We start from the raw sequence: 21,881 nt of genomic DNA, 5'->3' as shown, positions 1-21,881 counted from the left end.
TGTCGGCGGAGGTTGCCCGCGAAGCCCCGCCGGCTCCAGTTACAAGCGGGACAGGTGTGTGAATCGGCGAACGAGACCTCCGGTGGCCGGCGGCGGAGGTCAAAGGGACCCGCCGCCGCCGGAGCCGTGGTCAGAACGTCTTGCGCAGGCGCAGCTGGTAGAAGGTCCGCGGGTCGATCTGACGGGTTTCGACGTAGGAGATCGGCCGGGTCAGGCGGTCGCCGTAGACGATGCGTTCCTGGTCGAAGTCGTTCCAGACGTTGACCTGAGCCCGCAACGACAGGGTCGGAGTCGGCTTGTACTCGGCCCAGAGCTCGAAATAGTCCTTGCCGCGCCAGCTGAACCTCTGGTCGGGGTCGTAGCTCGCCAGACCCAGCAGCGGCAGCCAGGCACCGCCCCACTGCAGGTTCCAGGACTTGATATCCTGGGCGATGGTGATCGTCGCCTGTGTGGGGCGCACGTCTGAGATCGGGCGCGTCTCGCCGGTGGTCGGATCGGTGACCTCGGTCTTGTTCCAGGTGTTGCGGAAGCCGATGCGACCGCCGGTGAAGCCGATCTTGTCCGTCGGCACCAGGATGTTCACCGCCAGCTGATCCAGCGTTCCGTCGCCGATGTTGCCGTTGGCCGACAGGCCGCCGTCCAGCGGGATCATGTCGATGGCGTCGCTGATCTCGTCGTGGCGCAGGGTGATGCTGACGATGCCGTCGCCCCAGAAGCGGCGCTCGTAGGCCAGTTCGCTGATCCAGCGCTGCTCGGGCTCCAGATCGATATTGCCGCCGAAGACGTTCTCGTCCTCCAGCTCGGCCGAGGCGGCGAAGTCGCTGAAGTTCAGCTGGCCGACCTCGCGCTCGAAACGCAGGCGGAACTGGTTGTTGGGCATCGGCGTCCAGGTGGCCAGGAAGCGCGGCTTGATGAAGTAGAGGCTCTTTTCCTTGTCCGCGTCGCCCGACTGGCTGATGGTCGAGGCCTCGACACGCAGGCCGCTTTCCAGGGTCAGATTGTCGCGCAGCCGCCAGGTCCCCTTGGCGAACAGCTCGCCACGGGTTTCCTCGACCTTGACCGAAGCCGAGGGCAGTGGAACCGCCACGCCGCCGACGCTGAAGGCCTGCTCCGTCTCGAGCATGTTGTAGGCGATCTCGCCGCCGGTCTCGATGGTGAGCTTGGGGGAATGCTCGTAGCGCAACAGGCTGCGCAGGATGGTCTCGGAGCTCTCGCTGACCGAGGAGAAGCGCTGCTCGGGCGCGTCCACCGCATTTTCCCGGACCCGCGAGAAGGCGGCGGAATCGTTGTCGGAGAACTCGTGGATGAAGCGCGTCTCGGACTTCAGGCGGCTGTCGAGATCGCGGGTGTAGACCAGACCAAACTCGCCGCTGGAGCCGTCCTCGGCGTAGGTGCTTTCGCGCCGCACGGTGGGCGAGGTCTGCAGGTTGATGTTCGAGAAGTCGTTGACCCCGTAGCGGGCGGTCAGGTCGATCCTGCCGCCCAGGAAGGGGCTGGCGTAGTTGACCCGCAGCGAATTCCCGCCGCCGGACTGGTCGTTGAAGAAGTCTTCCTGACGCAGGATGGTCCCCGCGCCGTTACGGCGGACGACCGGGCCGACGCCGTTGGAGTCGCTGGTCGACATGCCGTCGCTGAGGGTGAAGCCCCACGTGCGGTCGCCGTCCTTGGCCGTGAACTGCCACGAGCCGCCGTAGACGTCGTTACCGCCCTCGAACAGGGCGGCGTTGCCGGTGAAGACCGACTGGCGGCTGGACTCGCTGCGGGTGATCACGTTCACGACGACCGAGAAGCCCTGCATGTCGATGCCGGGGGCGCCGCCGCGGATCAGTTCGATGCGCAGGACCTGGGCGGCCAGGGTGCGCGACAGGACGTTGGAGCCGGTGTCGTTCTTGGAGGCGGGCCGCGAGCCGTTGATCAGGATGTTGCCGACCGAGCCCTCGAAGCCGCGGCTGCCGTCGCCGTCGTTGACGCTGAAGCCCGGGACGCGGTTGACCATGTCCAGCGCGGTGTTGGGTTGCTGGTCGGCGAAGAAGGCAGGTTCGAAGATCAGCACGCCCTGCTGACCCGCTTCGGCCTGTACAGGCGGCGGGGTTTGGGCGGCGGCGGCGCCGGCGGTCAGCAACAGCGCTGTGGTCGCCAACAGAATGGTTCTGGTCATTGCGAAACTCCCCTCGTCGTGTGACGAGAGGTGTGACCCGATGGTTTGCCTGTCTCCAGTTACAAGACGGACAGGTGGATTAAATCGGCGACAGCATTACAGCGTTGTCATCTTTATGTTCTGATCTTGTCTAGCCAATACTTCTTTTCATCAAGTCTAACGGGTGAGTTCGTGAAAGCCGTCGCCGCCGTTGCCACCGTCCTTCTGCTTCTGACTTCCGCCGCAGCGCCGGCCCTGGCCCAGACGCCCCCTACCACCGCTTCGCAGGAGGCGACCGAGCTGGATGAGGTCGTGGTGCTGGCCCGTCGTTCGGGCGCGCCGATGTGGACGATCACAAGGGGTGACTCGACCCTGATCCTGGTTGGCTCGATCCGCGCCATCCCGCGCGACGTCACCTGGCGTCCTGACGCGCTGGAACAGGCGACGGCCAAGGCGGACCTGATCCTGCTGCCTCAGGAGGGTCGGGCGTCGTTCAGCGACATCCTGCGCGTCATCTGGCGCGCGCGGACTATCGGGCGGATGCCCCAGGGGCAGACCACGGCGACCTGGCTGTCGCCCGAGTACCAGGCCCGGCTGGACGCGCTGATGGCCGGCGAGCGGAATCAGGGCTGGCGCACCCAGAGCCTGCTCTTCACCAGTCTGGACCTGATGCAGGACAAGGCGGGCTTCCGCGCCGGGGGCGAGGCGCAGGACGCGGTCGACGTGGTGCGCCGCGCCGGACGCCGCGCCCGCATCGACATGCGCCCGGTCGGCACCGTGCGGGGGGACGAACTGGTCGAAAGCCTGATCTCGGCGCCCCAGAGCGTCCATGTGCCCTGCGTCGAGCGCGCCATCGCCGCCGCTGAGGCCGGGCCCGAGTCGTCGCGCGAGCGGGCCATCGACTGGCGCGCCTTCCGCGTGCCGGAGGTGGTCAACTCGCCGATCGAGCAGGCGCTGAACGTCTGCTGGCCGTGGGGCGATCCCGAGTTGGCCCCGCAGCTGCACCAGCAGTGGGCGGCGGCGGTGGAGACGGCCATGATCTCGCCGGGCACGACGATGGGCGTCGCGCCGGTCCGCCTGCTGGCCGAGGAGGGCGGCGTGCTGGACGGCCTGAAGGCCCGCGGCTTCGAGATCGTCGGCCCGGAGTGGCGCTCCCAGTAGAACGTGATCGGCGGCGCGGCCGGACTGGCCGCTCGCCGCCCTATTGCTGGATCAGAAGGGGCACGAGGTCAGTGTTGGGCGCCACCGACCGCGCCCATGTCCCGCCGTCCCAGCTCCAGCCGTTGTTGATGTCGAACTGGACCGTGCGCTGTGCGGCGCCGCTGAGGTCGATCAACACGCCGGGGCCATAGGCCTGATAGATCACGGTGCCGGTGTTGACCGACCTGGCCGAGAGCATCAGCAGGACCTGCTCCACCGGCGCGATGACGCCGAGCATATTGCCCTGGAGCGGCACGGCGCAGACCGGGTTCGCCTGGTTTTCGACGACTTGCGAAACGCCGCAGGTCCACGGCTGATTGGCCTGGTTCAGGATGGAGATCGCGGAGGGCGTTCCTCCATCGGTGGTCGTCATGGCGCCGTTGGCGGTGACCTGGGCAGTCTGGCCCAGGCCGACGGCCGTCGTCGAACTGGCCTGGATCACGCCGTTGGCGATGATCTGACTGGCCGAGGCATAGGCCTGATACTGTTCCTGCCAGACGACGGAGGTGGTCATCAGCAACTGGCTCGTCTGGTACCACACCAAGGGTGAGGCGCCGCGCATCGAAGCCTGGACGACCTTGAATGCCGTCAGGGCGTAGCCGCTCGCCATGAGCGCCTCCAGCGTGGCCGGCGCCATCTGGATATCGATTTCGTACTGAGAGAGGGCGGCCTTCATGAAACGTCTCCCCAGACGGATCGCGGGCGCGAATGCGACCGTTCATGCAACCGTCAAGGGAAGCTCTACCATGAAACGCCGGGCGGCGTCGCGTCAGACCGCCGTGCCGCCGACCGTGAGCCCGGCGATCTTCAGCGAGGGCTGGCCGATGCCGACGGGGACGCCCTGGCCGGCCTTGCCGCAGACGCCGACGCCGGGGTCGAACTCGAAGTCGTCGCCGATCATCTGCACCTGGGTCAGGGCGGTGGCCCCGTCGCCGATCAGGGTGGCGCCGCGCACCGGGGCGGTGATCCGACCGTCCTCGATCAGATAGGCCTCGGTGCACTGGAACACGAACTTGCCGTTGGTGATGTCCACCTGGCCGCCGCCGAAGTTGGCGGCGTAGAGGCCGCGCTTGGTCGAGGCGATCATGTCGGCCTTGGAGTCCTTGCCGCCTTCCATGAAGGTGTTGGTCATGCGCGGCATGGGCATGTGGGCGAAGGACTGGCGGCGACCGTTGCCGGTCGCGCGGGCGTTCAGCTGACGCGCCGACAGCCGGTCGTGCATCAGCCCGACCATGATGCCGTCCTCGATCAGCACGGTGCGCGAGGTTGGCGTGCCTTCATCATCGATGGTCAGGGAGCCGCGACGACCCGCGATGGAGCCGTCGTCGACCACGGTCACGCCCGGGGCGGCGACCCGCTGGCCCATCTTGCCGGTGAAGACCGAGGATCCCTTGCGGTGGAAGTCGCCCTCGAAGCCGTGGCCGATCGCCTCATGCAGAAGCACGCCCGGCCAGCCGGCGCCCAGGACCACGTCCATCTCACCCGCCGGGCAGTCGACGGCCTCCAGATTGACCAGGGCCTGACGCAGGGCCTCGTCGACCTGGCCCTGCCAGCGAGCGGGGGCGATCCAGGTTTCGAAGCCGGCGCGGCCGCCGGCTCCGGAGGATGCGCTCTCGCGCTTGCCGTCCTTTTCGACGGTGACGGAGACGTTCAGGCGGACCAACGGCCGCATGTCGCGCATCAGCCGGCCGTCGCCGCGCAGGATCTCGATCTGGCGATGCTCGCCGACCAGCGAGGCTGAGACCTGCACCACGCGGGGATCGCGGGCGCGGGCCCAGGCGTCGATCTCGGCCAGCAGGGCGATCTTGTCGGAGAAGGCGGGAGAGGCGAGGGGATCGACCTCGTCATAGAGCTTGCGGTTGGTCGCCTGCGGGGCGTCGGCGGCGCTGCCGGCATAGCCGGCGCGGGCCAGGGCGGCGCTGTCGGCGGCGCGGCGCAGGGCGGGGCCGCTGATCTCGTTGGCGTGGGCGTAGCCGGCGGTTTCACCGGCGACGACGCGTAGGCCGAAGCCCTCGGTGGCGTCGTAGGCGGCGGACTTCAGCCGGCCGTCATCGAAAACGAGCGACTCCGATTCGGAGCGCTCAAGGAACAGTTCGCCGTCGTCGGCCCCGGTCAGGGCGTCCTGGAGGATCGAGAGGGCTTCATCGGAGCCGACCTCGGCGCTGTCGAGGATGGCGGGCGGGGAAACGAGAACGGTCATGGCGGCAGAGATAGGGACTTAGACGCGCCGCGTCACGGCCTTCGCCGCGCACCGGGCGCGGCGAATGAAGCGGGGATGGCGCGACGAGGGAGCGGCGGCCATCCCCGCTCCGGCCGCCGAAGCGGCCGCCCTCCACCACGACGAGGAGGGATAGGGGCGGCGAGGATCAGTCGAGGTCGACGTCTCCCCAGCCGGTGATCGATTGGTTCAGCTGGGCGGGGTTGCGCGTCAGGATGACGTCGCCGTGGCCGGAGATGTCGATATCGGCGCGACCGGTCGGGCCGACCGTCACATCGCCGCGGCCCGTGATGTCCACCTTGGCGTCCGAGACCTCGAGCCGGCGCAGGTCCGTATCGCCGTCGCCGCTGACGGTGACGGTGACCTGCGGCGCGCGGCCGTCCGCCTCTACCTCGCCGTTGCCGTTGATGGTCACGTCGAGGGTCGGCTGATCGTAGCCGCGGATCTTCAGCCGGCCGTGCTCGCCCATTTCGAAGGTGCGGACCGCGGGGGCCGTGATCTCGACCCGCAGGGCCTCGGTCTCGCTCCAGACGCGGATGCCCGTGCCGGTCCAGCGGATGTAGCCACGCTCGCTGCGGTCGTCGTCGATCATGATCAGACGGCCGTCGGAGAAGCGAACCTTGTCGACGGCGTCCTTCGGCCCGGTGACGCGGATGCCCGGCTGGTCGCCTTGAATGTAGGTGACCTGCCCGGGGATATCGACGGACAGGCGCTCGCCGCCGGTCCACTCGATGTTGCGGACGGTTTCGGGCGAGACCTTGCCCCGTTCCAGGTGGAAGCCGGAGTCGCCGGCCTCGTCGTCGGTGACGACCCAGGTCCAGTCGTTGCGTCGGACGTCGTTGCCGACCAGCGCCATGGAGCCGCCGATTCCGACCAGCGCCAGGACGAAGCCCACGCCGGTGATGACCAGTAGATTGCGGATCATGTCAGGTCCCTCCCTCAGGCCTGGTTCTGGTTGTCGAGCGCGGGCTTCAGCACGCGGTAGTGCAGTCGGGCGTACCAGACGGTCGCGTCGATCAGCCATTTGGTGAGCAGAGCCATCAGCCCCACCATGAAGATGCCCAGGCCCATCAGGCCGATGCCCATCAGAAGGGCGGCCAGCACGCCTCCGGGGCCGCCGAAGAAGGATCCGGCCACCGCCACGAAGCCGCCAGCGATGAAGACCGCGACGCCGCTCAGCAGCATGGCGATCACCGCGCCGAACACCGGGAAGACGATCGGCAGCAGAATCAGGATGTCGATGGCGCCCAGGCCGATCAGCCCGAAGATGGCGCCCGCCGCCGCGGCGGGGTTCTGTTCCTGGTCCCAGCGACGGGCGCCGGCTTCGGCGCGCAACTCGCGGGCCAGACGGTCGGGATCGCCGAGGGCGGCCGCGACTTCGGCTTCGGAGCGACCGTCAGCGATCCCGTCGTCGAAATGCTGCTCGTAGTCGGACGCGATATCGGCGGCGGCCCGGGTGGGAAGGCCCACCAGTCCGCGCCGCAACCGGCCCATGAATTCGTCCCTCGTCATTATTCAGCTCCCTCTTGGGCGGACGCCGCAGCCGGTTCGGCTGGAACGTCCACAATGGTTTCGACGGCGCGGGCGAAGGCCCGCCATTCCGCGGTCTGGGCCGCGAGGGCCCGGCGACCGGCGTCGGTGAGTCGGTAGTATTTGCGCGAGGGCCCGGAGGACGATTCGACCAGATAGGTCTCGACCTGGCCGTCCGACTGCATCCGCCGCATCAGCGGGTAGATGGTGCCTTCGCCCATATCGATGGCGTCCGACAGGGTGGAGGCGATCTCGTAGGCGTAGCTTTCGCGCCGGTTCAGGAGGGCCAGGACGCACAGCGTCAGCACCCCCTTCTTCAACTGGATCTCTATGGTTTCAGGCACATCAACGTCTCCTGTGATGTCGATGGGATACTGCAAGGTATCTTGCGCCGCAAGGTAGCTGGCGAAACATGAATGCGATTTAATCCGGCGCCCGATCGTCGCGGAACGGTCGGGACGCTTGGCAAGTGAGGGAGGGGGCGATATGGACCGCCCGATGTACCGCCGCGGGCCGCTGTGTCCCGGCGCTTGTTTGCGATTCACTCGCAAATGATTGCGAAGAAACGGTTTTATGAGGATGTCTCGCATGGGGATGGGCACGCGCGCCCGGGCGATCGTCGGTGGTGGACTCACCGCCTTGAGCCTGGCCGTTTTCGCCGCCACGCCGGCTTTGGCTTCGGGACCCGAGCGCATGGGTCAGCCGACGCCGGGCGGTATCGGGCTTCAACCGGCGGCGTCGCCGCTGAAGGTCGAGGCGCACCACTTCCACGATCTGATCCTGATGCCGATCATCACGTTGATCACCCTGCTGGTGCTGGGCCTGATCATCTGGATCGTCATCCGCTACAACAAGAAGTCCAATCCGGTTCCCGCCAAGTGGAGCCACAACACCCTGATCGAGGTCATCTGGACGATCGTCCCGGTGCTGATCCTGGTGGGCATCTCGCTGTTCTCGTTCCGTCTGCTGTTCGCCTATCACGACATGCCGACGCCGGACCTGACCGTGAAGGCCACGGGCAACCAGTGGAACTGGGCCTATGAATATCCGGACCAGGGCATCGCCGAGTACGTCTCGAACATGCTGCCCGAGGAAGAGATCGCCCGCCGCGGCATGTCTCACGACCTCTACCGCCTGGCCGCCGACGAGCCGATCGTGGTGCCGGTGGGCAAGACGGTCCGCGTTCTGGTCACCGCCGCCGACGTCATCCACGCCTTCGCCCTGCCGGCCTTCGGCCTGAAGGTCGACGCCGTCCCGGGCCGGGTCAACGAGACCTGGTTCCGCGCCGACCGCACGGGCGTCTTCTACGGCCAGTGCTCGGAACTGTGCGGCGTCGACCACGCCTTCATGCCGATCGAGATCCACGTCGTCAGCCAGGCCGAGTTCGAAGCCTGGGTGGCCCGCAAGGGCGGCTCGATGACGCCGAAGACCGCGGCTGAGGCTCCGGGCGGCACCGTCGCCCAGGCCGCCGCCGGCACCACCGGCGCCCCCACCGTCGCCGACGGCGCTGTCGCCGTTCCCGCCCCTGCCGCGCCCGCCGCGGCCACGCCGGCCCCGGCTGCGGCTCCCGCCGCCGCCCCGGCCGCCCAGTAACGATACGCGAGAGCCCCAAAGACATGGCCACCGCAGCCGAAAACCTCGCCCACGACCACGACGGGCATCACGACCACAAGCCGGGTTTCTTCACCCGCTGGTTCCTGTCCACCAATCACAAGGACATCGGCACCCTGTACCTGCTGTTCGCCATCATGGCGGGCATCGTGGGCGGCGCCCTGTCCGGCCTGATCCGCTGGGAACTGGCCGAGCCGGGCATCCAGATCTTCAAGGAAGGTTCGTCGATCCAGCTGATGGGTCTGATCGAACAGTCCAAGCACGGCTATAACGCCGTCGTCACGGCCCACGCCCTGATCATGATCTTCTTCATGGTCATGCCCGCCATGATCGGCGGCTTCGGCAACTGGTTCGTTCCGATCATGATCGGCGCGCCGGACATGGCCTTCCCGCGCATGAACAACATCTCGTTCTGGCTGCTGGTCGCCGCCTGGGTGCTGCTGATCACCTCCATGTTCGTCGACGGCGGCCCGGGCCGCGGCTTCGGCGGCGGCTGGACGATTTATCCGCCGCTCTCGACCACCGGCCACACCGGCCCGGCGATGGATCTGGCGATCTTCTCGCTGCACGTCGCGGGCGCCTCGTCGATCCTGGGCGCGATCAACTTCATCACCACCATCTTCAACATGCGCGCGCCGGGCATGACCCTGCACCGCATGCCGCTGTTCGCCTGGTCGGTGCTGATCACCGCCTTCCTGCTGCTGCTGTCGCTGCCCGTCCTGGCCGGCGCCATCACCATGCTGCTGGCGGACCGCAACTTCGGCACCAGCTTCTTCAATCCGGCCGGCGGCGGCGACCCCGTCATGTTCCAGCACCTGTTCTGGTTCTTCGGCCACCCCGAGGTGTACATCCTGATCCTGCCGGGCTTCGGCATCATCAGCCACATCGTCTCGACCTTCTCGAAGAAGCCCATCTTCGGCTACCTCGCCATGGCCTACGCCATGGTCGCCATCGGCTTCGTCGGCTTCATCGTGTGGGCGCACCACATGTACACGGTCGGCATGAGCGTGAACCTGCGCGCCTACTTCATCGCCGCCACCATGATCATCGCCGTGCCCACGGGCGTGAAGATCTTCAGCTGGATCGCGACGATGTGGGGCGGCTCGATCAGCTTCAAGACGCCCATGCTGTGGGCCATCGGCTTCATCTTCCTGTTCACCGTCGGCGGCGTGACCGGCGTGGTCCTGTCGAACGCCGGCATCGATTACAGCCTGCACGACACCTATTACGTCGTGGCCCACTTCCACTACGTGCTGTCTCTGGGCGCCGTCTTCGCCATCTTCGCGGGCTTCTACTACTGGTTCGAGAAGATGTTCGGGGTGAAGTACAACGAGTTCCTCGGCTGCCTGCACTTCTGGATCATGTTCGTGGGCGTGAACCTGGTGTTCTTCCCGCAGCACTTCCTCGGCCTGCAGGGCATGCCGCGCCGCTACATCGACTATCCGGACGCGTTCACCCTGTGGAACCACGTCTCGTCGATCGGCTATGCGATCACCGTCGTCGGCGTGCTGGTCTTCCTGATCATGCTGATCGAAGCCGCCATTCGTCGTCGTCCGGGCGTCGCCAACCCGTGGGGCGAAGGCGCCACGACGCTGGAATGGACCCTGTCCTCGCCTCCGCCCCACCACCAGTTCAACGAACTGCCGGTGGTCAAGAACGACGAGCACTAGGATCGGAATGCGGGCCGGCGATCGAACATCGCCGGCCCGTTCTCCTTTTCAGGCGAACGCGGCGTGAGCCGCGACGCCCCGCCCGCGGCCTTTGACGCCTACCAGGGCGTCGTGCGCGAGCGATTGCTGGCCCTGCGCCGGCTGATCCTGGAGGTCGCCGAGACCGAGCAGGTCGGTCCGCTGGAGGAGGCCCTGAAGTGGGGCGAGCCCAGCTTCCTGACCCGCCCCGGGATCGGCAGCACGATCCGCATCGACGCCACTGGGGCCGACAGCTACGCCCTGTACGTCAACTGCCGGACGACCCTGATGGACACGTTCCGCAGCCTGTATCCCGACGCGATGACCTATGTCGGGGACCGGCAGATCCGCTTCGCGGTCGATGATCCGGTTCCCGAAGACCCGTTGCGCCACTGCATCGCCCTGGCGCTGACGTATCACCGCTGGAAAGCCCGCTGACGTTCGACTTCGTTTCGCCGTCGGCATCCGTTAGAAGCCTCGCGATGACCGACACCGCCCCGTCCACGATCTCCACGGCCCAGCCGGAAGATTTCTTCCAGCTGCTGAAGCCGCGCGTCATGTCGCTGGTGATCTTCACCGCCGTGACCGGCCTGGTCGTGGCCCATGGCGGCATCGACTGGATTTCGGCGGCCATCGCCGTGCTGTGCATCGCCGTCGGCGCAGGCGCGGCCGGAGCCCTGAACATGGCGCTGGAGGGCGAAACCGACGCTCTGATGCGGCGCACGCGCGGCCGGCCGGTCGCGGCGGGCCGTGTCCGCAAGAACGATGCGATGGCCTTCGGGGTCGTCCTGTCGGTCTTCTCGGTCATGCTGCTGGGCATGACGACCAACTGGCTGGCGGGCGGCCTGCTGCTGCTGACCATCCTCTACTACGCCGTCTTCTACACCCTGCTGCTGAAGCGCCGGACGCCCCAGAACATCGTCATCGGCGGGGCCGCGGGCGCGCTGCCGCCGGTGATCGGCTGGGCGGCGGCCACCGGCCAAGCCCCGTGGCAGGCGTGGCTGCTGTTCCTGATCATCTTCCTGTGGACTCCGCCGCACAGCTGGGCCCTGGCCCTCTATTCGGCCGGCGACTACGCCAAGGCCGGCATTCCGATGATGCCGGTGGCGCGAGGCGCCAAGAGCACCCGGCTGCAGATCCTGATCTACACCCTGCTGTTCCTGCCCGCGGCGATCGCGCCGGGCCTGACTGGGCTGGGCGGGGTGATCTATCTGGGGGTCTCTCTGGTCGGCGGACTCGGCTTCCTGTTGCTGGCGATCCGCTTGTGGCGCTCGCGCGCTGGCGATCAGCCCGACAAGGCCGAGGCCGTGGGGCGAGAGGCCGCATTGTATGATGTCCGCGCCGAGGCCAAACCGGCCCGCAATCTGTTCGCCTTCTCGATCCTGTACCTGATGGCCCTGTTCGCCGCCTTGCTGGTCGAGAGCCTTACCCCGGGACTGTAAGCCCATGCGCCGCCTGACCCCTGAAGAACTCGCCGCCCGCAAGAAGCGCAACCTGGCCATCGCCGGAGTGCTGATCGGCTTCATGATCCTGGTGTTCGGCGTCACGGTGCTGAACCTCAAGCGCAACCTGGACGCTCGCGAGGCGGCCGTCGCCGCCGGCCAGCCGGTGGGCTACGCCCAATGAAGCTGTCGCGAAACGCTGTCGCGATTGTCTGCGTTCTCGGCGTGATGGGCATGACCGGCGCGTCGTTCGCCGCCGTGCCGCTGTATCGCATGTTCTGCCAGGTCACCGGCTTCGACGGCACCGTCAAGAAGGCCGAGCGGGCTCCCGACGTCCAGCTGGACCAGACGGTGCTGGTGCGCTTCGACACCAACGTCCGCGACCTGCCCATGACCTTCCGGGCCGAGCAGGTCACCCAGCGCGTCCGCATCGGTGAAACGGGCATGGCCTTCTTTGACGTGACCAACACCTCGGACAAGCCGATCAGCGCCAAGGCGGCCTACAACGTCGTGCCGGAACGCGCCGGACCCTATTTCCAGAAGCTGCAGTGCTTCTGCTTCGACGAGCAGATCATCAAGCCAGGCGAGACGATGAAATTCCCGGTTCAGTACTTCGTGGCGCCCGAAATGGCGACCGACCGCGAGAGCCGTGGCGTGACCGAAATCACCCTCAGCTACACCTTCTATCCGACCGAGCGGTTCCAGCAGGCCTTAAACGGCGCCCCGCCCTCTGGCGCGGCCGGATAGCGGACGCTATAGCCTGCCCCCAATACGACTCTCGACCGTTCAAGAGATACAGATGGCCGACGCCCACGCGACTCCGCATCACGACTATCACCTGGTGAACCCCAGCCCCTGGCCGCTGGTGTCCTCGATCGCCGTCACGATCATGATGATCGGCGCGGTCGTCTGGATGAAGGGCCTGGCGTCGGCTGACGCCGGTCCGGTCGCCGGGGCCCTGCTGGCCAAGGGAGACAAGGTCCTGTTCGTCGCCGGTCTGGCCGGCGTGCTGGTGTCGATGTTCGGCTGGTGGGCCGACGTGATCAAGGAAAGCCGCCAGGGCGACCACACCCCGGTCGTCTCGATCGGCCTGCGCTACGGCATGCTGCTGTTCATCGCTTCGGAAGTGATGTTCTTCGCCGCCTTCTTCTGGATGTTCTTCGAGATGAGCATCTTCAACGAAGCCCGCGCCCACATTCCGGAAGTCGGCGCCTGGGCTGATACCGCCAAGGCCTGGTCGACCTGGCCGCCCAAGGGCATCGAGACCCTGGACGCCTGGCAGCTGCCGCTGCTGAACACCGTCATCTTGCTGCTGTCCGGCACGACCGTGACCTGGGCTCACCACGCCATCGCGCAGGGTGACCGCAAGGCCACCAAGATCGGCCTGATCATCACGATCGCGCTGGGCGTGCTGTTCACCGCCGTTCAGGTCTACGAATACAGCCACATCATCCACGAGAACCTGTTCTTCAACGAAGAAGCCATCAACTCGGGCCTGTACGGTTCGATCTTCTTCATGGCGACGGGCTTCCACGGCTTCCACGTCCTGATCGGGACCATCTTCCTGATCGTCTGCCTGCTGCGCCTGCTGGCCGGCCAGTTCACCCCCGAGAAGCATTTCGGCTTCGAGGCGGCCGCCTGGTACTGGCACTTCGTGGACGTGGTCTGGCTGTTCCTGTTCGCCTTCGTCTACGTCACCTTCGGGTGATCGACGGGCCCTCAGGTCTGAACAATCAACCGGCGCGGATCGACCCGATCCGCGCCGGTCTGCTTTGCCGCTGCCCCAACTGCGATCAAGCGCCCCTGTATGCGGGCTTCCTCCAGGTGGTGGACCGGTGCGCGGCCTGCGGCTTCGACTATAGCCGCCTGAACACCGGCGACGGGGCGGCCATCTTCATCATGCAGATCGCGGGCGGCGTCGTGGTCTTCGGCGCCCTGTTCGCCATGATCGCCTGGAATCCGCCGATCTGGCTCCTGCTGCTGATCGCCCTGCCGCTGGTGGCCGGGCTGTCGGTCGGGCTGATGCGCCCGGGCAAGGGTGTGATGATCGCCCTCCAGATGCGCAACAAGGCCGGGCAGGCGAACCATGGCTGAGGCTCGCGTTCGCTTCCCCTGGGGGCTGACCATCGCCACCGGGCTGGCCCTGGTCCTGCTGTGCGGTCTGGGGACCTGGCAGGTCCAGCGCCTGCAATGGAAGGAAACCCTGATCGCGGAGGCCGAGGCGGCGGCGAAGGCCCCGCCTCGAGGCTTGTCGGCTTTTGTTCAGGACGCCCCCCAAGAGTTCAGCCGGCTGGTGCTGACGTGTCGGGGCCTGGACACGGCGCCCTATGTCGAGTTGCAGACCATTCATGAGGGACAGCCGGGTGTTCGGCTGATTTCTCTCTGCAACAGCGAAACGTTCCGGCTGGGAGGGGAGACCCACCGTCGGTCATTCCTGATCGATCGTGGCTTTATCCCGGAAGGGGTGTCGGCACGGCCGCCACAGCAGGTGACAGAAAAGCCGGTCGCCATGACGGCTCAACTTCGCACGCCGTCCCCGGCCAACGGCATGGCGCCGCCGCCCGAAGGCCGCCGGTTCTACGCGCGCGATCTGGATGCCATGAGCCGGGTTCTGCACGAGGACTACCAGAAGGCCGGCGCCCTTCGGAGCCTTGGACGGTTGGGATATCCCTACATTCTCTATGCCACGACCTCCTCCAATCCGGATTGGGCCGCCTTGCAGCCCTCCGCCCCGCCGGCGGCCTTCTCCAACAACCACCTCGGCTATGCCCTGACGTGGTTCGGACTGGCATTGGCGCTCGCGGGAACCTACCTGGCCCTGCTTCGGCGCAAGCTGCGTCCCCCGACGCCGTCCGGCGACACTGAAAAGAGCTCTTCCTGACCGCCACCCTCCACACCCTGTCCAACGGCGTCCGCGTCGTCTGCGATCCCATGCCGGGTCTGCGCACCCTCGCCCTGACCGTCGCCGTGCGCGGCGGGGCCAAGTGGGAAAGCGAGGCCACCTCCGGCTGGTCCCACTGTCTCGAGCATCTGGTGTTCAAGGGCGCGGGCGACATGGGCGCGCGCGAGATCGTCGAGCGGATCGAGGCCGAGGGCGGCTCCATCAACGCCGCCACCGGCTATGAGCGGACCAGTTTTGAAGTGCGGGCGCTGCAGGGCGGCCTGCCGCTGGCCATGCAGGTCCTCTCCGACCTCGTTTTCCGCCCCATGCTCGATCCCGCCGAGATCGTGCGTGAGAAGGACGTGGTGGCCCAGGAGATCGCCGAGGCCTTCGATACGCCCGACGACCACGTCTTCGAAATGGCCCAGACGCGCGCCTTCGCCGGCCAGCCGCTGGGACGTCCGATCCTGGGCTCCGTGGCCAGCTTGAAGCCGATCGATCGCGCCTCCATCGGCGTCTGGCGCGCCCGCCTGTATTCCCCTGACCGCATGGTGGTGGCGGCCTCTGGCGCGGTGGACGAGGCCGAACTGCTGGCCCTGGCCGAGCGCTGGTTCGGCCACCAGGCGGCGACCCCGGCGGACGAGCCTGACACGCCCCGCTTCACCGGCGGCGACGCGGCTCTGACCCGGCGGATTGAACAGGCCAATATCGTCTTCCAGCTGCCGGCGCCGTCGGCCATGGATCCCGCCTATGCGGCGACGCGGCTGATGAGCGAGATCCTCGGCGGCGGCATGGCCTCGCGCCTGTTCCAGAGCGCCCGCGAGGAGCGCGGACTGGCCTATGCCATCGACGCCTATCATGAGCCCTATGAGAACGCGGGCATCCTCGGCATCTACTCCGGGGCTTCCGCCGATCGGGCCGTCGAACTGGCCCAGGTCTGCGCCGCCGAGCTGAGGGCGCTGGCCGAGACCGGCCCCACCGCCGCCGAACTGTCCCGCGCCAAGGCGGTGCTGAACGCCGGCCTGTGGATGTCGGACGAGAGCCCGGCGTCCCGCGCGGGCCGGGCCGCCGCACAGGTGCTGCTCTTCGGTGCGCTCATCGCATCCCAGACCATGGCTGACCGCACCCTGGCTCAGACCGCCGAGGACGTCCGCGCCGCCGCCGCCGGGTGCCTGGGGCCAGGCCTGGCCGCCACGGCGGTGCTCGGCCCCAAGGCCGCCGCCCCGGCGGGCGCCGCCTTCAGGGATGCCCTGTTCGGCTGATCGGGACCCGGTTATTCTGACGTCATGGCGCTTCTGGACTGGATCAGCGACGCGGGCGGACCCGTGGTGGAGGGCGAGGGTGTCATCCTGCGCTCGCCGCGCTCGGCCGATCATGAGGCCTGGGCCACCCTGCGGCAGGAATCCTATCCCTATCTCCAGCCGTGGGAGCCGACCTGGCCCGAGGACGACCTGACCCGCGCGGCTTTCAAGCGCCGGCTGTCGATCTACCAGCGCGAACTGGAGGCCGGGAACGCCTGGCCCTTCTTCATCTTCACCGATCACGGGCGGACGCTGGTGGGCGCCGTCACCCTGTCGAACGTCCGGCGAGGCGTCGCCGAGACCGGCACCATCGGCTACTGGATCGGCCGCCGCTTCGCCGGACAGGGTCATGCCACCGCGGCGGTGCGCGCCCTCATCGGCTTCGCCTTCACCGAGTTGAACCTGCATCGGGTGGAGGCGGCCTGCGTGCCGCACAACATGGCCTCGCGCCGGGTGCTGGAGAAGTCGGGCTTCGAGCACGAGGGCCGTGCGCGGGCTTATCTTAAAATTAACGGCGGTTGGGCAGACCATCTTCTGTTCGGCCGCGTGAATGACGGGGCCGGGCGCGCCGGCTGACGCCGTGCACCGGAGAACCGCGACGCGTGAACACTCGCTCCAGAAGTCTGGCCTGGGACGCGACGACCGCCATTGAGGCGTTAGCCGCCGCCGATGCCGCGCTGTGGATCTGGACGCCTGCCGATGATCAGATGCGGTTCACGGGCGCGACGCGGGCTCTCGGACTGGGTCCGCTGGCCCCGGAATGCTCGGGCGCCGCCTTCACCGCCGTGGCCATTCCGCAGGACCGGGCGCTGGCCGAAAAGGTCCTCAAGCCGCAGGAGGAGGGGACCGAGGTCGCCGTTCGTCTGCGCATGCGCGATTCCGAGACCTGCATCTGGCGCGGCGTCTGGCTTGAAGATGGGTTGCGCGCGGCCGGGGTCGTGGCGCTGGAGACCAAGTTCGCCGCCTCGCACCGCGATCACCTGACGGGCCTGCTGGATCGCCGCACCTTCCTGTCGCGCGCCGGCGAGACCCTGACCCAGATGGGCGAGTTCGAACTGGTGGTGGCGGATGTCGACCGCCTGCGCCGCCTCAACGAGGCCCTGGGCCATGAGCGCGCCGACCTGGTGCTGGCCGCGCTGGGGTCGCGCCTGAACGCCGCCTTCCCGCACGATTCCTCGGCCGCCCGCATCGGTGAGGACGAATTCGCCATCCTGGTGCCGCGGGGTTCGGGCGCGGCGACGGAACGCCTGCGCGAAGCGCTGGAACAGCCGTTGCGCGTCGCCGGCTTCGACATCTATCCGACGGTCTCCATCGGCGGCGTGACGGTCGAGGGCGGCCCCGACGCCGCCGATCCCGCCGAACTGCTGCGCCGGGTCGAGCTGGCCGTGGAGCAGGCCAAGACCGCCGGACGTGGCGGCATCGCCGCCTATGGTCGCGCGCTGGAGAGCGACAGCCTGTCCCGGCTCGCGTTGGAAGCCGACCTGCGCAACGCCTTCGTGCGCGGCGAGATCGAGCCCTTCTACCAGCCGATCGTGAACCTCAACACGGGCGCGGTCGCGGGCTTCGAGGCCCTGGCCCGCTGGCGTCACCCCAAGCGCGGCATGGTCCCGCCGGACGAGTTCCTGGGCCTGGCCGACGAAATGGGCCTGATGAACGACCTGGGCCTGCTGATGATGACCGCCTCGGCGCGGCAGCTGGCCGAATGGCTGGCCCGGCACCCGTCGGCGGGCAAGCTGTTCTGCAGCGTCAACCTGTCGGTCGGCGAGATCGAGCGGGCCAATCTGGTCGAAGACGTCTCGCGCATCATCAGCGAGGCGGGCCTGCCCAAGGGCGCGCTGAAGCTGGAAGTCACCGAGGGCGACATCATGCGCGACACCACCCGCGCCGCCGAGACTCTGACGAAGCTGCGCAACGCCGGGGCTTCGCTGGCGTTGGACGACTTCGGCACCGGCTTCTCGTCGCTCAGCTACCTGGCCAAGCTGCCGTTCGATACGCTGAAGATCGATCGCTACTTCGTCCTGACCATGGACAAGGACGAGGGCTCGGCCAAGATCGTCAAATCGGTCGTCAACCTGGGCCGCGACCTGTCGCTGGAAGTCGTCGCCGAGGGCGTCGAGAACGCCGGCCTGGCCAAGCTGCTGCTCGAGGCCCAGTGCCACTACGGCCAGGGCTTCGGTTACGCCCAGGCCCTGCCCGCGCAGGAGGCGGAGGTCTATCTGAACGAGTCCCTCGCCGACGGTTCGGCGCCGATCAAGGCGCGGTCGGCCTAAGCCCGCCCCGCCTGCCCTGACAGCTGGGCCGGATCGACCCCCAGCGTGGCCAGGGCCCGGGCCCATTTGCCGTCGTAGTCGGTGTCGAAGATCAGCCCGGTATCGGCCTCGGCGGTCAGCCAGACATTCTCGCCCAGTTCGTCCTCCAGCTGGCCGTCGCCCCAACCCGCATAGCCCAGCAGCAGCACCGACCGGCGCGGGCCGTCCAGAGGGTCGACCATGGCCGCCAGCGCCTCGCGCGTGCCGGTCATGGCCAAGCCCACGCCGAAGGGCATCGAGGCGTCGTCGATCATCCAGTCGTCGGTGTGCAGGACGAAGCCGCGTTCCCGCTCCACCGGTCCGCCCACCAGGACCTTGCGCGTGGCGGCGCCGTCCGGGGCGGGAGTGTCCAGCTTGGACAGCACGGCCTTCAGGTCCACGCCGGGGGCGGGGCGGTCCAGTCTCAGGCCCATGGCGTGGTCCGGACCGTGGGCGCAGACCAGGATCACCGCATGCTCGAAGCGGGGGTCGCTGATGCCCGGCATGGCCACCAGCAGGCGTCCGACGAGGGATTGGAAGTCGTCCATACCCCTATGATCGGCACGCGAGGGCGGCGGCGCAAGCGCGGCGTGGACGCGGGCGGTTGGCGCGGCCCTCGGCAACGCCTATCTGGTCCGGGAGTTTGATCCTCACCTTCCTTCCAGGAGCCTGCCCATGACCGTCCAGATCGGCGACCGTATTCCCTCGGCCAACCTGACCCGCGCCACCGACGACGGCCCCAAGCCGGTCAGCACCGACGACATCTTCGCGGGCAAGACGGTGGCCCTGTTCGCCGTTCCGGGCGCCTTCACCCCCACCTGCTCGGCCCGCCACCTGCCGGGCTTCAAGGATCACCGCGAGGACCTCGCCGCCAAGGGCGTCGACACCGTCGCCTGCGTGTCCGTGAACGACGCCTTCGTCATGGGCGCATGGGCCGACAGCCAGGGCATCGGCAAGGAAGACATCCTGATGCTGGCTGACGGCAACGGCGATTTCACCCGCCAGCTCGGTCTGGCGCTGGACGCCAAGGGCTTCGGCATGGGCGAGCGCTCGCAACGCTATTCGATGCTGGTCAAGGACGGCGTCGTCGAACAGCTGAACATCGAGCAGGGCGGCGAGTTCAAGGTGTCCTCGGCCGAGCACCTGCTGGCGCAGCTTTAAGCGCGCCACCGCTCGTGACGCGGTCACTCACGGCTTGAGCGCGTCATGAGCACCGACGTCTTCACCCCCGAAAAGCGCAGCGCCGTGATGCGTCGCGTGAAGGGGAAGGACACCACACCCGAACTGGCCGTGCGCCGCATCCTGCGCACGGCCGGGATCGGCTATCGGCTGGGCGGCGCGGGCCTGCCGGGCAAACCCGACGTCGTGATGAAGGGGCGGCGCACTGTCGTCTTCGTCCACGGCTGCTTCTGGCACGGCCATGATTGTCCGCGCGGGTCCAGGCAGCCCAAGGCCAATGCGGCCTACTGGATCGCCAAGATCGACCGCAACCGGGCCCGCGACGCCGCCAGCGCGGAGGCGCTGCAGACGCTGGGCTGGCGCGTGGTCTTCGTCTGGGAATGCGCGATGAGGGCGGCCGATTTTCCCGACCGCCTGCTGGCGGCCGTGCGCGGTCAGGCGGCGGCCGTCTCGATATCGTCCGTCTCGGGCTGACCCATGGTCATCACATGGGTGATGGCGCCCAGCAGCATCGGCGGCGTGATCGGCTTGGGCACGAAATAGGTCATGCCGGCGGCGGTGCAGGCCGCGATGTCCTCGGGTGAGGTGTCGGCGGTCACCGCGATGATCGGCACGACCGCGTTCGGGCCGTTTCCGGCGCGGATGCGCTTGGTCGTCTCGCGCCCGTCCAGCTCCGGCATCCGGACATCCATGAAGATCAGGTCGAAGGCGGTGTGCTCGCAGATCTTCAGCGCCGCCATGCCGTCGGCGGCGGTGGCGATGTCGCAGCCGAGCGGCTGCAGGATCAGCTGGATGGCCCGGCGGTTGATGTCGTGGTCGTCGACCACCAGCACCCGCATCGGACGGCCCTCGTCCTCGTCGTCATAGGCTTCGTCCGTGATCGGCTCGGGCGCGGCCTCGGCGACGACAGGGGCCAGGGCGGGGCGAGCCTCCTCGAGCGCCCGGGGCGCGACGGCGGGAGCGGTTGCGCCCTGTCGGTTCGACAGGACGCGGGCGACGGCGTCGCGGCTTTCCTGGTCGAGGCCGGGCGTGACGGCCTCGGTCATCTCGCCGGGCGCCAGGCGCAAGGCCAGGGTGAAACGGGCGCCTTCGCCGGGGCGGCTGCGGGCGGTCAGGCGACCGTCCATCAGGTCAGCCAGTTGCCGGCTGATCGACAGCCCCAGGCCGGTGCCGCCGTGACGGGCGCTGACGCCGTCCATGGTCTGGTCGAAGGGGGTGAACAGGCGGGCCACCTGGGCGGCCGTCATGCCGGGGCCGGTGTCGACCACCTCGATCAGGACAGCGTAGCCGCCGGGCTCTTCGGTCCAGCCGTTCAGACGCAGGGTGATCGCGCCCTTGTCAGTGAATTTGATGGCGTTGGAGATCAGGTTGTTCAGCACTTGACGCAGGCGCATCGGATCGCCGCGCACCGAGGCGGGCATGGTGGCCGCGCCTTCGACCCGGAACTTCAGGCCTTTGGCCCGCATGGGTCCGCGCCACAGGCGGACGGTCTGGTTGAGCAGTTCGCGCAGGTCGAAATCGACCGTGTCCACGGTCATGTGCCCAGCCTCAAGCTTGGCGTGGTCCAGCAGGTCGTCCAGCAGGGCCTTCATCATGAAACCGGCGTCGCTGATCAGGCGGGCCTGGGCGCGCGCGGAGCCATCGCCGGCCCCACGTTCCAGCTCGGCCGCGCCGGTCAGGATGGCGCTGATCGGAGTGCGCAGGTCATGGCCGACCGTCGCCAGGAAGGCGCTGCGGCCGTCCATGATGCGCACGGCGTCGATACGCTTCTGCTCGGCCTCGATCCGGGCGGCGCTCTCAGCGGTGCGCGCCTCGTTCATCCGCTGCCAGGTCGACAGGCAGTAGGTGATGAAGACCCCCACGGCGATGGCCGCGGCGGTCACGAAGCCCGTCGAGCCGCCGAACAGCGCCATGAACAGGGGGATGGACGTCAGGTACAGGAACTGTGGCGTGACCGTCAGGATCAGCACGCGCATGGAGCGCGGTGCGTTGATCATCGAATAGATGGCGCCCGCCGACAGCAGCATGGCGGCGCAGACCCCGCCCATCGGGCCGCCGATCAGCCACAGCGGGATGGACAGGCTGCCGAAATAGCCCGCGTTGATGAACAGCAGAAGATCGCCGGCGAGGGCGCGGACGCCGGTCAGCTTCTGCGCCCGGCCGCCGATGATTGGAGCGAAGGCCCACAGGTCCAGGCTCTGAACCAGGAAGTAGCCCAGCACCCATCCGACGCTGATGTTCCAGCCGATCAGGGGGCTGAAGATCAGGGCGCTGGCGGCGGCCATGCCGAGACGCTGCAACAGCGCCTTGCGGCGCTGGCGGATGGCGATGACCCACGGATCGGTCATCGGCGTCGTATTGCTGGCGCCGGTGTTCGCCATGCGTCTCCCCGAGGATGGGCGTACT

General features: G+C 67.9%; 23 protein-coding genes. 15 read left to right on the top strand and 8 right to left on the bottom strand.

The features are described 5' to 3' along the window. Positions 1-130: 130 nt before the first annotated feature. Positions 131-2,158: a TonB-dependent receptor plug domain-containing protein gene (locus AC1RRF_RS13100; RefSeq protein ID WP_492835214.1), complete on the bottom strand. Its 2,028-nt coding sequence runs from the start codon at positions 2,156-2,158 to the stop codon at positions 131-133. A gap of 171 nt (positions 2,159-2,329) precedes the next feature. Here AC1RRF_RS13100 and AC1RRF_RS13095 point away from each other — a divergent pair, with 171 nt between their 5' ends. Next, complete coding sequence (locus AC1RRF_RS13095) at positions 2,330-3,298, top strand: TraB/GumN family protein (protein WP_492835212.1); 969 nt, start codon at positions 2,330-2,332, stop codon at positions 3,296-3,298. Positions 3,299-3,338: 40 nt separating this feature from the next. Here AC1RRF_RS13095 and AC1RRF_RS13090 read toward each other — a convergent pair whose 3' ends face one another. The 5 genes from AC1RRF_RS13090 to AC1RRF_RS13070 form a co-directional block, all read right to left on the bottom strand. Continuing rightward, the gene (locus AC1RRF_RS13090) at positions 3,339-4,013 is read right to left on the bottom strand and encodes a hypothetical protein (RefSeq protein WP_492835210.1); all 675 of its coding nucleotides are present in this window, start codon (positions 4,011-4,013) and stop codon (positions 3,339-3,341) included. Between the two features lie 93 nt (positions 4,014-4,106). Then, on the bottom strand, positions 4,107-5,537 hold the full coding sequence (gene tldD, locus AC1RRF_RS13085) for a metalloprotease TldD (protein WP_492835208.1): 1,431 nt from the start codon (positions 5,535-5,537) through the stop codon (positions 4,107-4,109). A 166-nt stretch (positions 5,538-5,703) separates the two neighbouring features. Further along, entirely contained in the window at positions 5,704-6,480 is a 777-nt protein-coding gene (locus AC1RRF_RS13080) for a GIN domain-containing protein (protein ID WP_492835206.1), read from the bottom strand. Positions 6,481-6,494: 14 nt separating this feature from the next. Continuing rightward, positions 6,495-7,067, bottom strand: a complete 573-nt coding sequence (locus AC1RRF_RS13075; RefSeq protein ID WP_492835204.1) for a DUF1700 domain-containing protein — start codon at positions 7,065-7,067, stop codon at positions 6,495-6,497. Next, a complete protein-coding gene (locus AC1RRF_RS13070; protein WP_492835202.1) occupies positions 7,067-7,429 on the bottom strand; it encodes a PadR family transcriptional regulator in 363 nt (120 codons plus the stop codon). The genes AC1RRF_RS13075 and AC1RRF_RS13070 overlap by 1 nt, the downstream gene beginning before the upstream one ends. Positions 7,430-7,673: 244 nt before the next feature. On the opposite strand from AC1RRF_RS13070, the gene coxB reads away from it, so the two are divergent. From coxB to AC1RRF_RS13010, 12 genes are all read left to right on the top strand, one after another. Then, positions 7,674-8,678, top strand: coding sequence for a cytochrome c oxidase subunit II (gene coxB / locus AC1RRF_RS13065; protein ID WP_492835200.1), 1,005 nt, complete (start codon positions 7,674-7,676; stop codon positions 8,676-8,678). A 23-nt stretch (positions 8,679-8,701) separates the two neighbouring features. Further along, positions 8,702-10,366: a cytochrome c oxidase subunit I gene (gene ctaD / locus AC1RRF_RS13060; RefSeq protein WP_492835198.1), complete on the top strand. Its 1,665-nt coding sequence runs from the start codon at positions 8,702-8,704 to the stop codon at positions 10,364-10,366. Between the two features lie 63 nt (positions 10,367-10,429). Further along, the gene (locus AC1RRF_RS13055) at positions 10,430-10,822 is read left to right on the top strand and encodes a DUF1801 domain-containing protein (RefSeq protein ID WP_492835196.1); all 393 of its coding nucleotides are present in this window, start codon (positions 10,430-10,432) and stop codon (positions 10,820-10,822) included. A gap of 44 nt (positions 10,823-10,866) precedes the next feature. After that, complete coding sequence (gene cyoE / locus AC1RRF_RS13050) at positions 10,867-11,826, top strand: heme o synthase (RefSeq protein WP_492835194.1); 960 nt, start codon at positions 10,867-10,869, stop codon at positions 11,824-11,826. Positions 11,827-11,830: 4 nt separating this feature from the next. Then, positions 11,831-12,010 (top strand): cytochrome c oxidase system small membrane protein, encoded by a 180-nt coding sequence (locus AC1RRF_RS13045; RefSeq protein ID WP_492835192.1) that lies wholly within the window; start codon positions 11,831-11,833, stop codon positions 12,008-12,010. After that, entirely contained in the window at positions 12,007-12,573 is a 567-nt protein-coding gene (locus tag AC1RRF_RS13040; RefSeq protein ID WP_492835190.1) for a cytochrome c oxidase assembly protein, read from the top strand. The genes AC1RRF_RS13045 and AC1RRF_RS13040 overlap by 4 nt, the downstream gene beginning before the upstream one ends. Positions 12,574-12,625: 52 nt before the next feature. Then, the gene (locus AC1RRF_RS13035; protein ID WP_291833274.1) at positions 12,626-13,534 is read left to right on the top strand and encodes a cytochrome c oxidase subunit 3; all 909 of its coding nucleotides are present in this window, start codon (positions 12,626-12,628) and stop codon (positions 13,532-13,534) included. Continuing rightward, a complete protein-coding gene (locus tag AC1RRF_RS13030) occupies positions 13,531-13,920 on the top strand; it encodes a DUF983 domain-containing protein (RefSeq protein WP_492835188.1) in 390 nt (129 codons plus the stop codon). Before AC1RRF_RS13035 ends, AC1RRF_RS13030 begins: the two co-directional genes overlap by 4 nt. Beyond that, entirely contained in the window at positions 13,913-14,707 is a 795-nt protein-coding gene (locus tag AC1RRF_RS13025) for an SURF1 family protein (protein ID WP_492835186.1), read from the top strand. The genes AC1RRF_RS13030 and AC1RRF_RS13025 overlap by 8 nt, the downstream gene beginning before the upstream one ends. Before the next feature lie 50 nt (positions 14,708-14,757). Further along, positions 14,758-15,969 carry a M16 family metallopeptidase gene (locus tag AC1RRF_RS13020; RefSeq protein ID WP_492835184.1) on the top strand — a complete coding sequence of 404 codons (1,212 nt, stop codon included), beginning with the start codon at positions 14,758-14,760 and terminating at the stop codon, positions 15,967-15,969. Between the two features lie 24 nt (positions 15,970-15,993). Then, positions 15,994-16,584, top strand: a complete 591-nt coding sequence (locus AC1RRF_RS13015; RefSeq protein ID WP_492835182.1) for a GNAT family N-acetyltransferase — start codon at positions 15,994-15,996, stop codon at positions 16,582-16,584. Between the two features lie 26 nt (positions 16,585-16,610). Continuing rightward, positions 16,611-18,278, top strand: coding sequence for a putative bifunctional diguanylate cyclase/phosphodiesterase (locus AC1RRF_RS13010; RefSeq protein WP_492835180.1), 1,668 nt, complete (start codon positions 16,611-16,613; stop codon positions 18,276-18,278). Here AC1RRF_RS13010 and AC1RRF_RS13005 read toward each other — a convergent pair. Continuing rightward, positions 18,275-18,844 (bottom strand): YqgE/AlgH family protein, encoded by a 570-nt coding sequence (locus AC1RRF_RS13005; RefSeq protein WP_492835178.1) that lies wholly within the window; start codon positions 18,842-18,844, stop codon positions 18,275-18,277. The genes AC1RRF_RS13010 and AC1RRF_RS13005 overlap by 4 nt on opposite strands. A gap of 127 nt (positions 18,845-18,971) precedes the next feature. Here AC1RRF_RS13005 and AC1RRF_RS13000 point away from each other — a divergent pair, with 127 nt between their 5' ends. Continuing rightward, on the top strand, positions 18,972-19,457 hold the full coding sequence (locus tag AC1RRF_RS13000; RefSeq protein ID WP_291833302.1) for a peroxiredoxin: 486 nt from the start codon (positions 18,972-18,974) through the stop codon (positions 19,455-19,457). A 45-nt stretch (positions 19,458-19,502) separates the two neighbouring features. Then, positions 19,503-19,949 (top strand): very short patch repair endonuclease, encoded by a 447-nt coding sequence (locus AC1RRF_RS12995; protein ID WP_492835176.1) that lies wholly within the window; start codon positions 19,503-19,505, stop codon positions 19,947-19,949. Here the strand turns inward: AC1RRF_RS12995 and AC1RRF_RS12990 are convergent. Next, positions 19,910-21,856 carry an ATP-binding protein gene (locus tag AC1RRF_RS12990; RefSeq protein ID WP_492835174.1) on the bottom strand — a complete coding sequence of 649 codons (1,947 nt, stop codon included), beginning with the start codon at positions 21,854-21,856 and terminating at the stop codon, positions 19,910-19,912. The two genes, AC1RRF_RS12995 and AC1RRF_RS12990, sit on opposite strands and share 40 nt — an antisense overlap. Positions 21,857-21,881 lie beyond the last annotated feature (25 nt).

Source organism: Brevundimonas sp. GW821-FHT12C05, assembly GCF_058807475.1.
Note: the sequence above shows the minus strand (reverse complement) of the source record. Positions and strands in the feature narration are given on the sequence as shown.

Bases quoted from the DNA above. Each gene is read 5' to 3' on its own strand.
- AC1RRF_RS13080 (WP_492835206.1), bottom strand. From the start codon at position 6,480: ATGATCCGCAATCTACTGGTCATCACCGGCGTGGGCTTCGTCCTGGCG.
- AC1RRF_RS13090 (WP_492835210.1), bottom strand. From the start codon at position 4,013: ATGAAGGCCGCCCTCTCTCAGTACGAAATCGATATCCAGATGGCGCCG.
- AC1RRF_RS13000 (WP_291833302.1), top strand. From the start codon at position 18,972: ATGACCGTCCAGATCGGCGACCGTATTCCCTCGGCCAACCTGACCCGC.
- AC1RRF_RS13045 (WP_492835192.1), top strand. From the start codon at position 11,831: ATGCGCCGCCTGACCCCTGAAGAACTCGCCGCCCGCAAGAAGCGCAAC.
- AC1RRF_RS13005 (WP_492835178.1), bottom strand. From the start codon at position 18,844: ATGGACGACTTCCAATCCCTCGTCGGACGCCTGCTGGTGGCCATGCCG.
- AC1RRF_RS12990 (WP_492835174.1), bottom strand. From the start codon at position 21,856: ATGGCGAACACCGGCGCCAGCAATACGACGCCGATGACCGATCCGTGG.
- AC1RRF_RS13075 (WP_492835204.1), bottom strand. From the start codon at position 7,067: ATGACGAGGGACGAATTCATGGGCCGGTTGCGGCGCGGACTGGTGGGC.
- AC1RRF_RS12995 (WP_492835176.1), top strand. From the start codon at position 19,503: ATGAGCACCGACGTCTTCACCCCCGAAAAGCGCAGCGCCGTGATGCGT.
- AC1RRF_RS13040 (WP_492835190.1), top strand. From the start codon at position 12,007: ATGAAGCTGTCGCGAAACGCTGTCGCGATTGTCTGCGTTCTCGGCGTG.
- ctaD (WP_492835198.1), top strand. From the start codon at position 8,702: ATGGCCACCGCAGCCGAAAACCTCGCCCACGACCACGACGGGCATCAC.
- AC1RRF_RS13035 (WP_291833274.1), top strand. From the start codon at position 12,626: ATGGCCGACGCCCACGCGACTCCGCATCACGACTATCACCTGGTGAAC.
- AC1RRF_RS13015 (WP_492835182.1), top strand. From the start codon at position 15,994: ATGGCGCTTCTGGACTGGATCAGCGACGCGGGCGGACCCGTGGTGGAG.
- AC1RRF_RS13100 (WP_492835214.1), bottom strand. From the start codon at position 2,158: ATGACCAGAACCATTCTGTTGGCGACCACAGCGCTGTTGCTGACCGCC.
- AC1RRF_RS13020 (WP_492835184.1), top strand. From the start codon at position 14,758: ATGCCGGGTCTGCGCACCCTCGCCCTGACCGTCGCCGTGCGCGGCGGG.
- tldD (WP_492835208.1), bottom strand. From the start codon at position 5,537: ATGACCGTTCTCGTTTCCCCGCCCGCCATCCTCGACAGCGCCGAGGTC.
- cyoE (WP_492835194.1), top strand. From the start codon at position 10,867: ATGACCGACACCGCCCCGTCCACGATCTCCACGGCCCAGCCGGAAGAT.
- AC1RRF_RS13025 (WP_492835186.1), top strand. From the start codon at position 13,913: ATGGCTGAGGCTCGCGTTCGCTTCCCCTGGGGGCTGACCATCGCCACC.
- coxB (WP_492835200.1), top strand. From the start codon at position 7,674: ATGGGGATGGGCACGCGCGCCCGGGCGATCGTCGGTGGTGGACTCACC.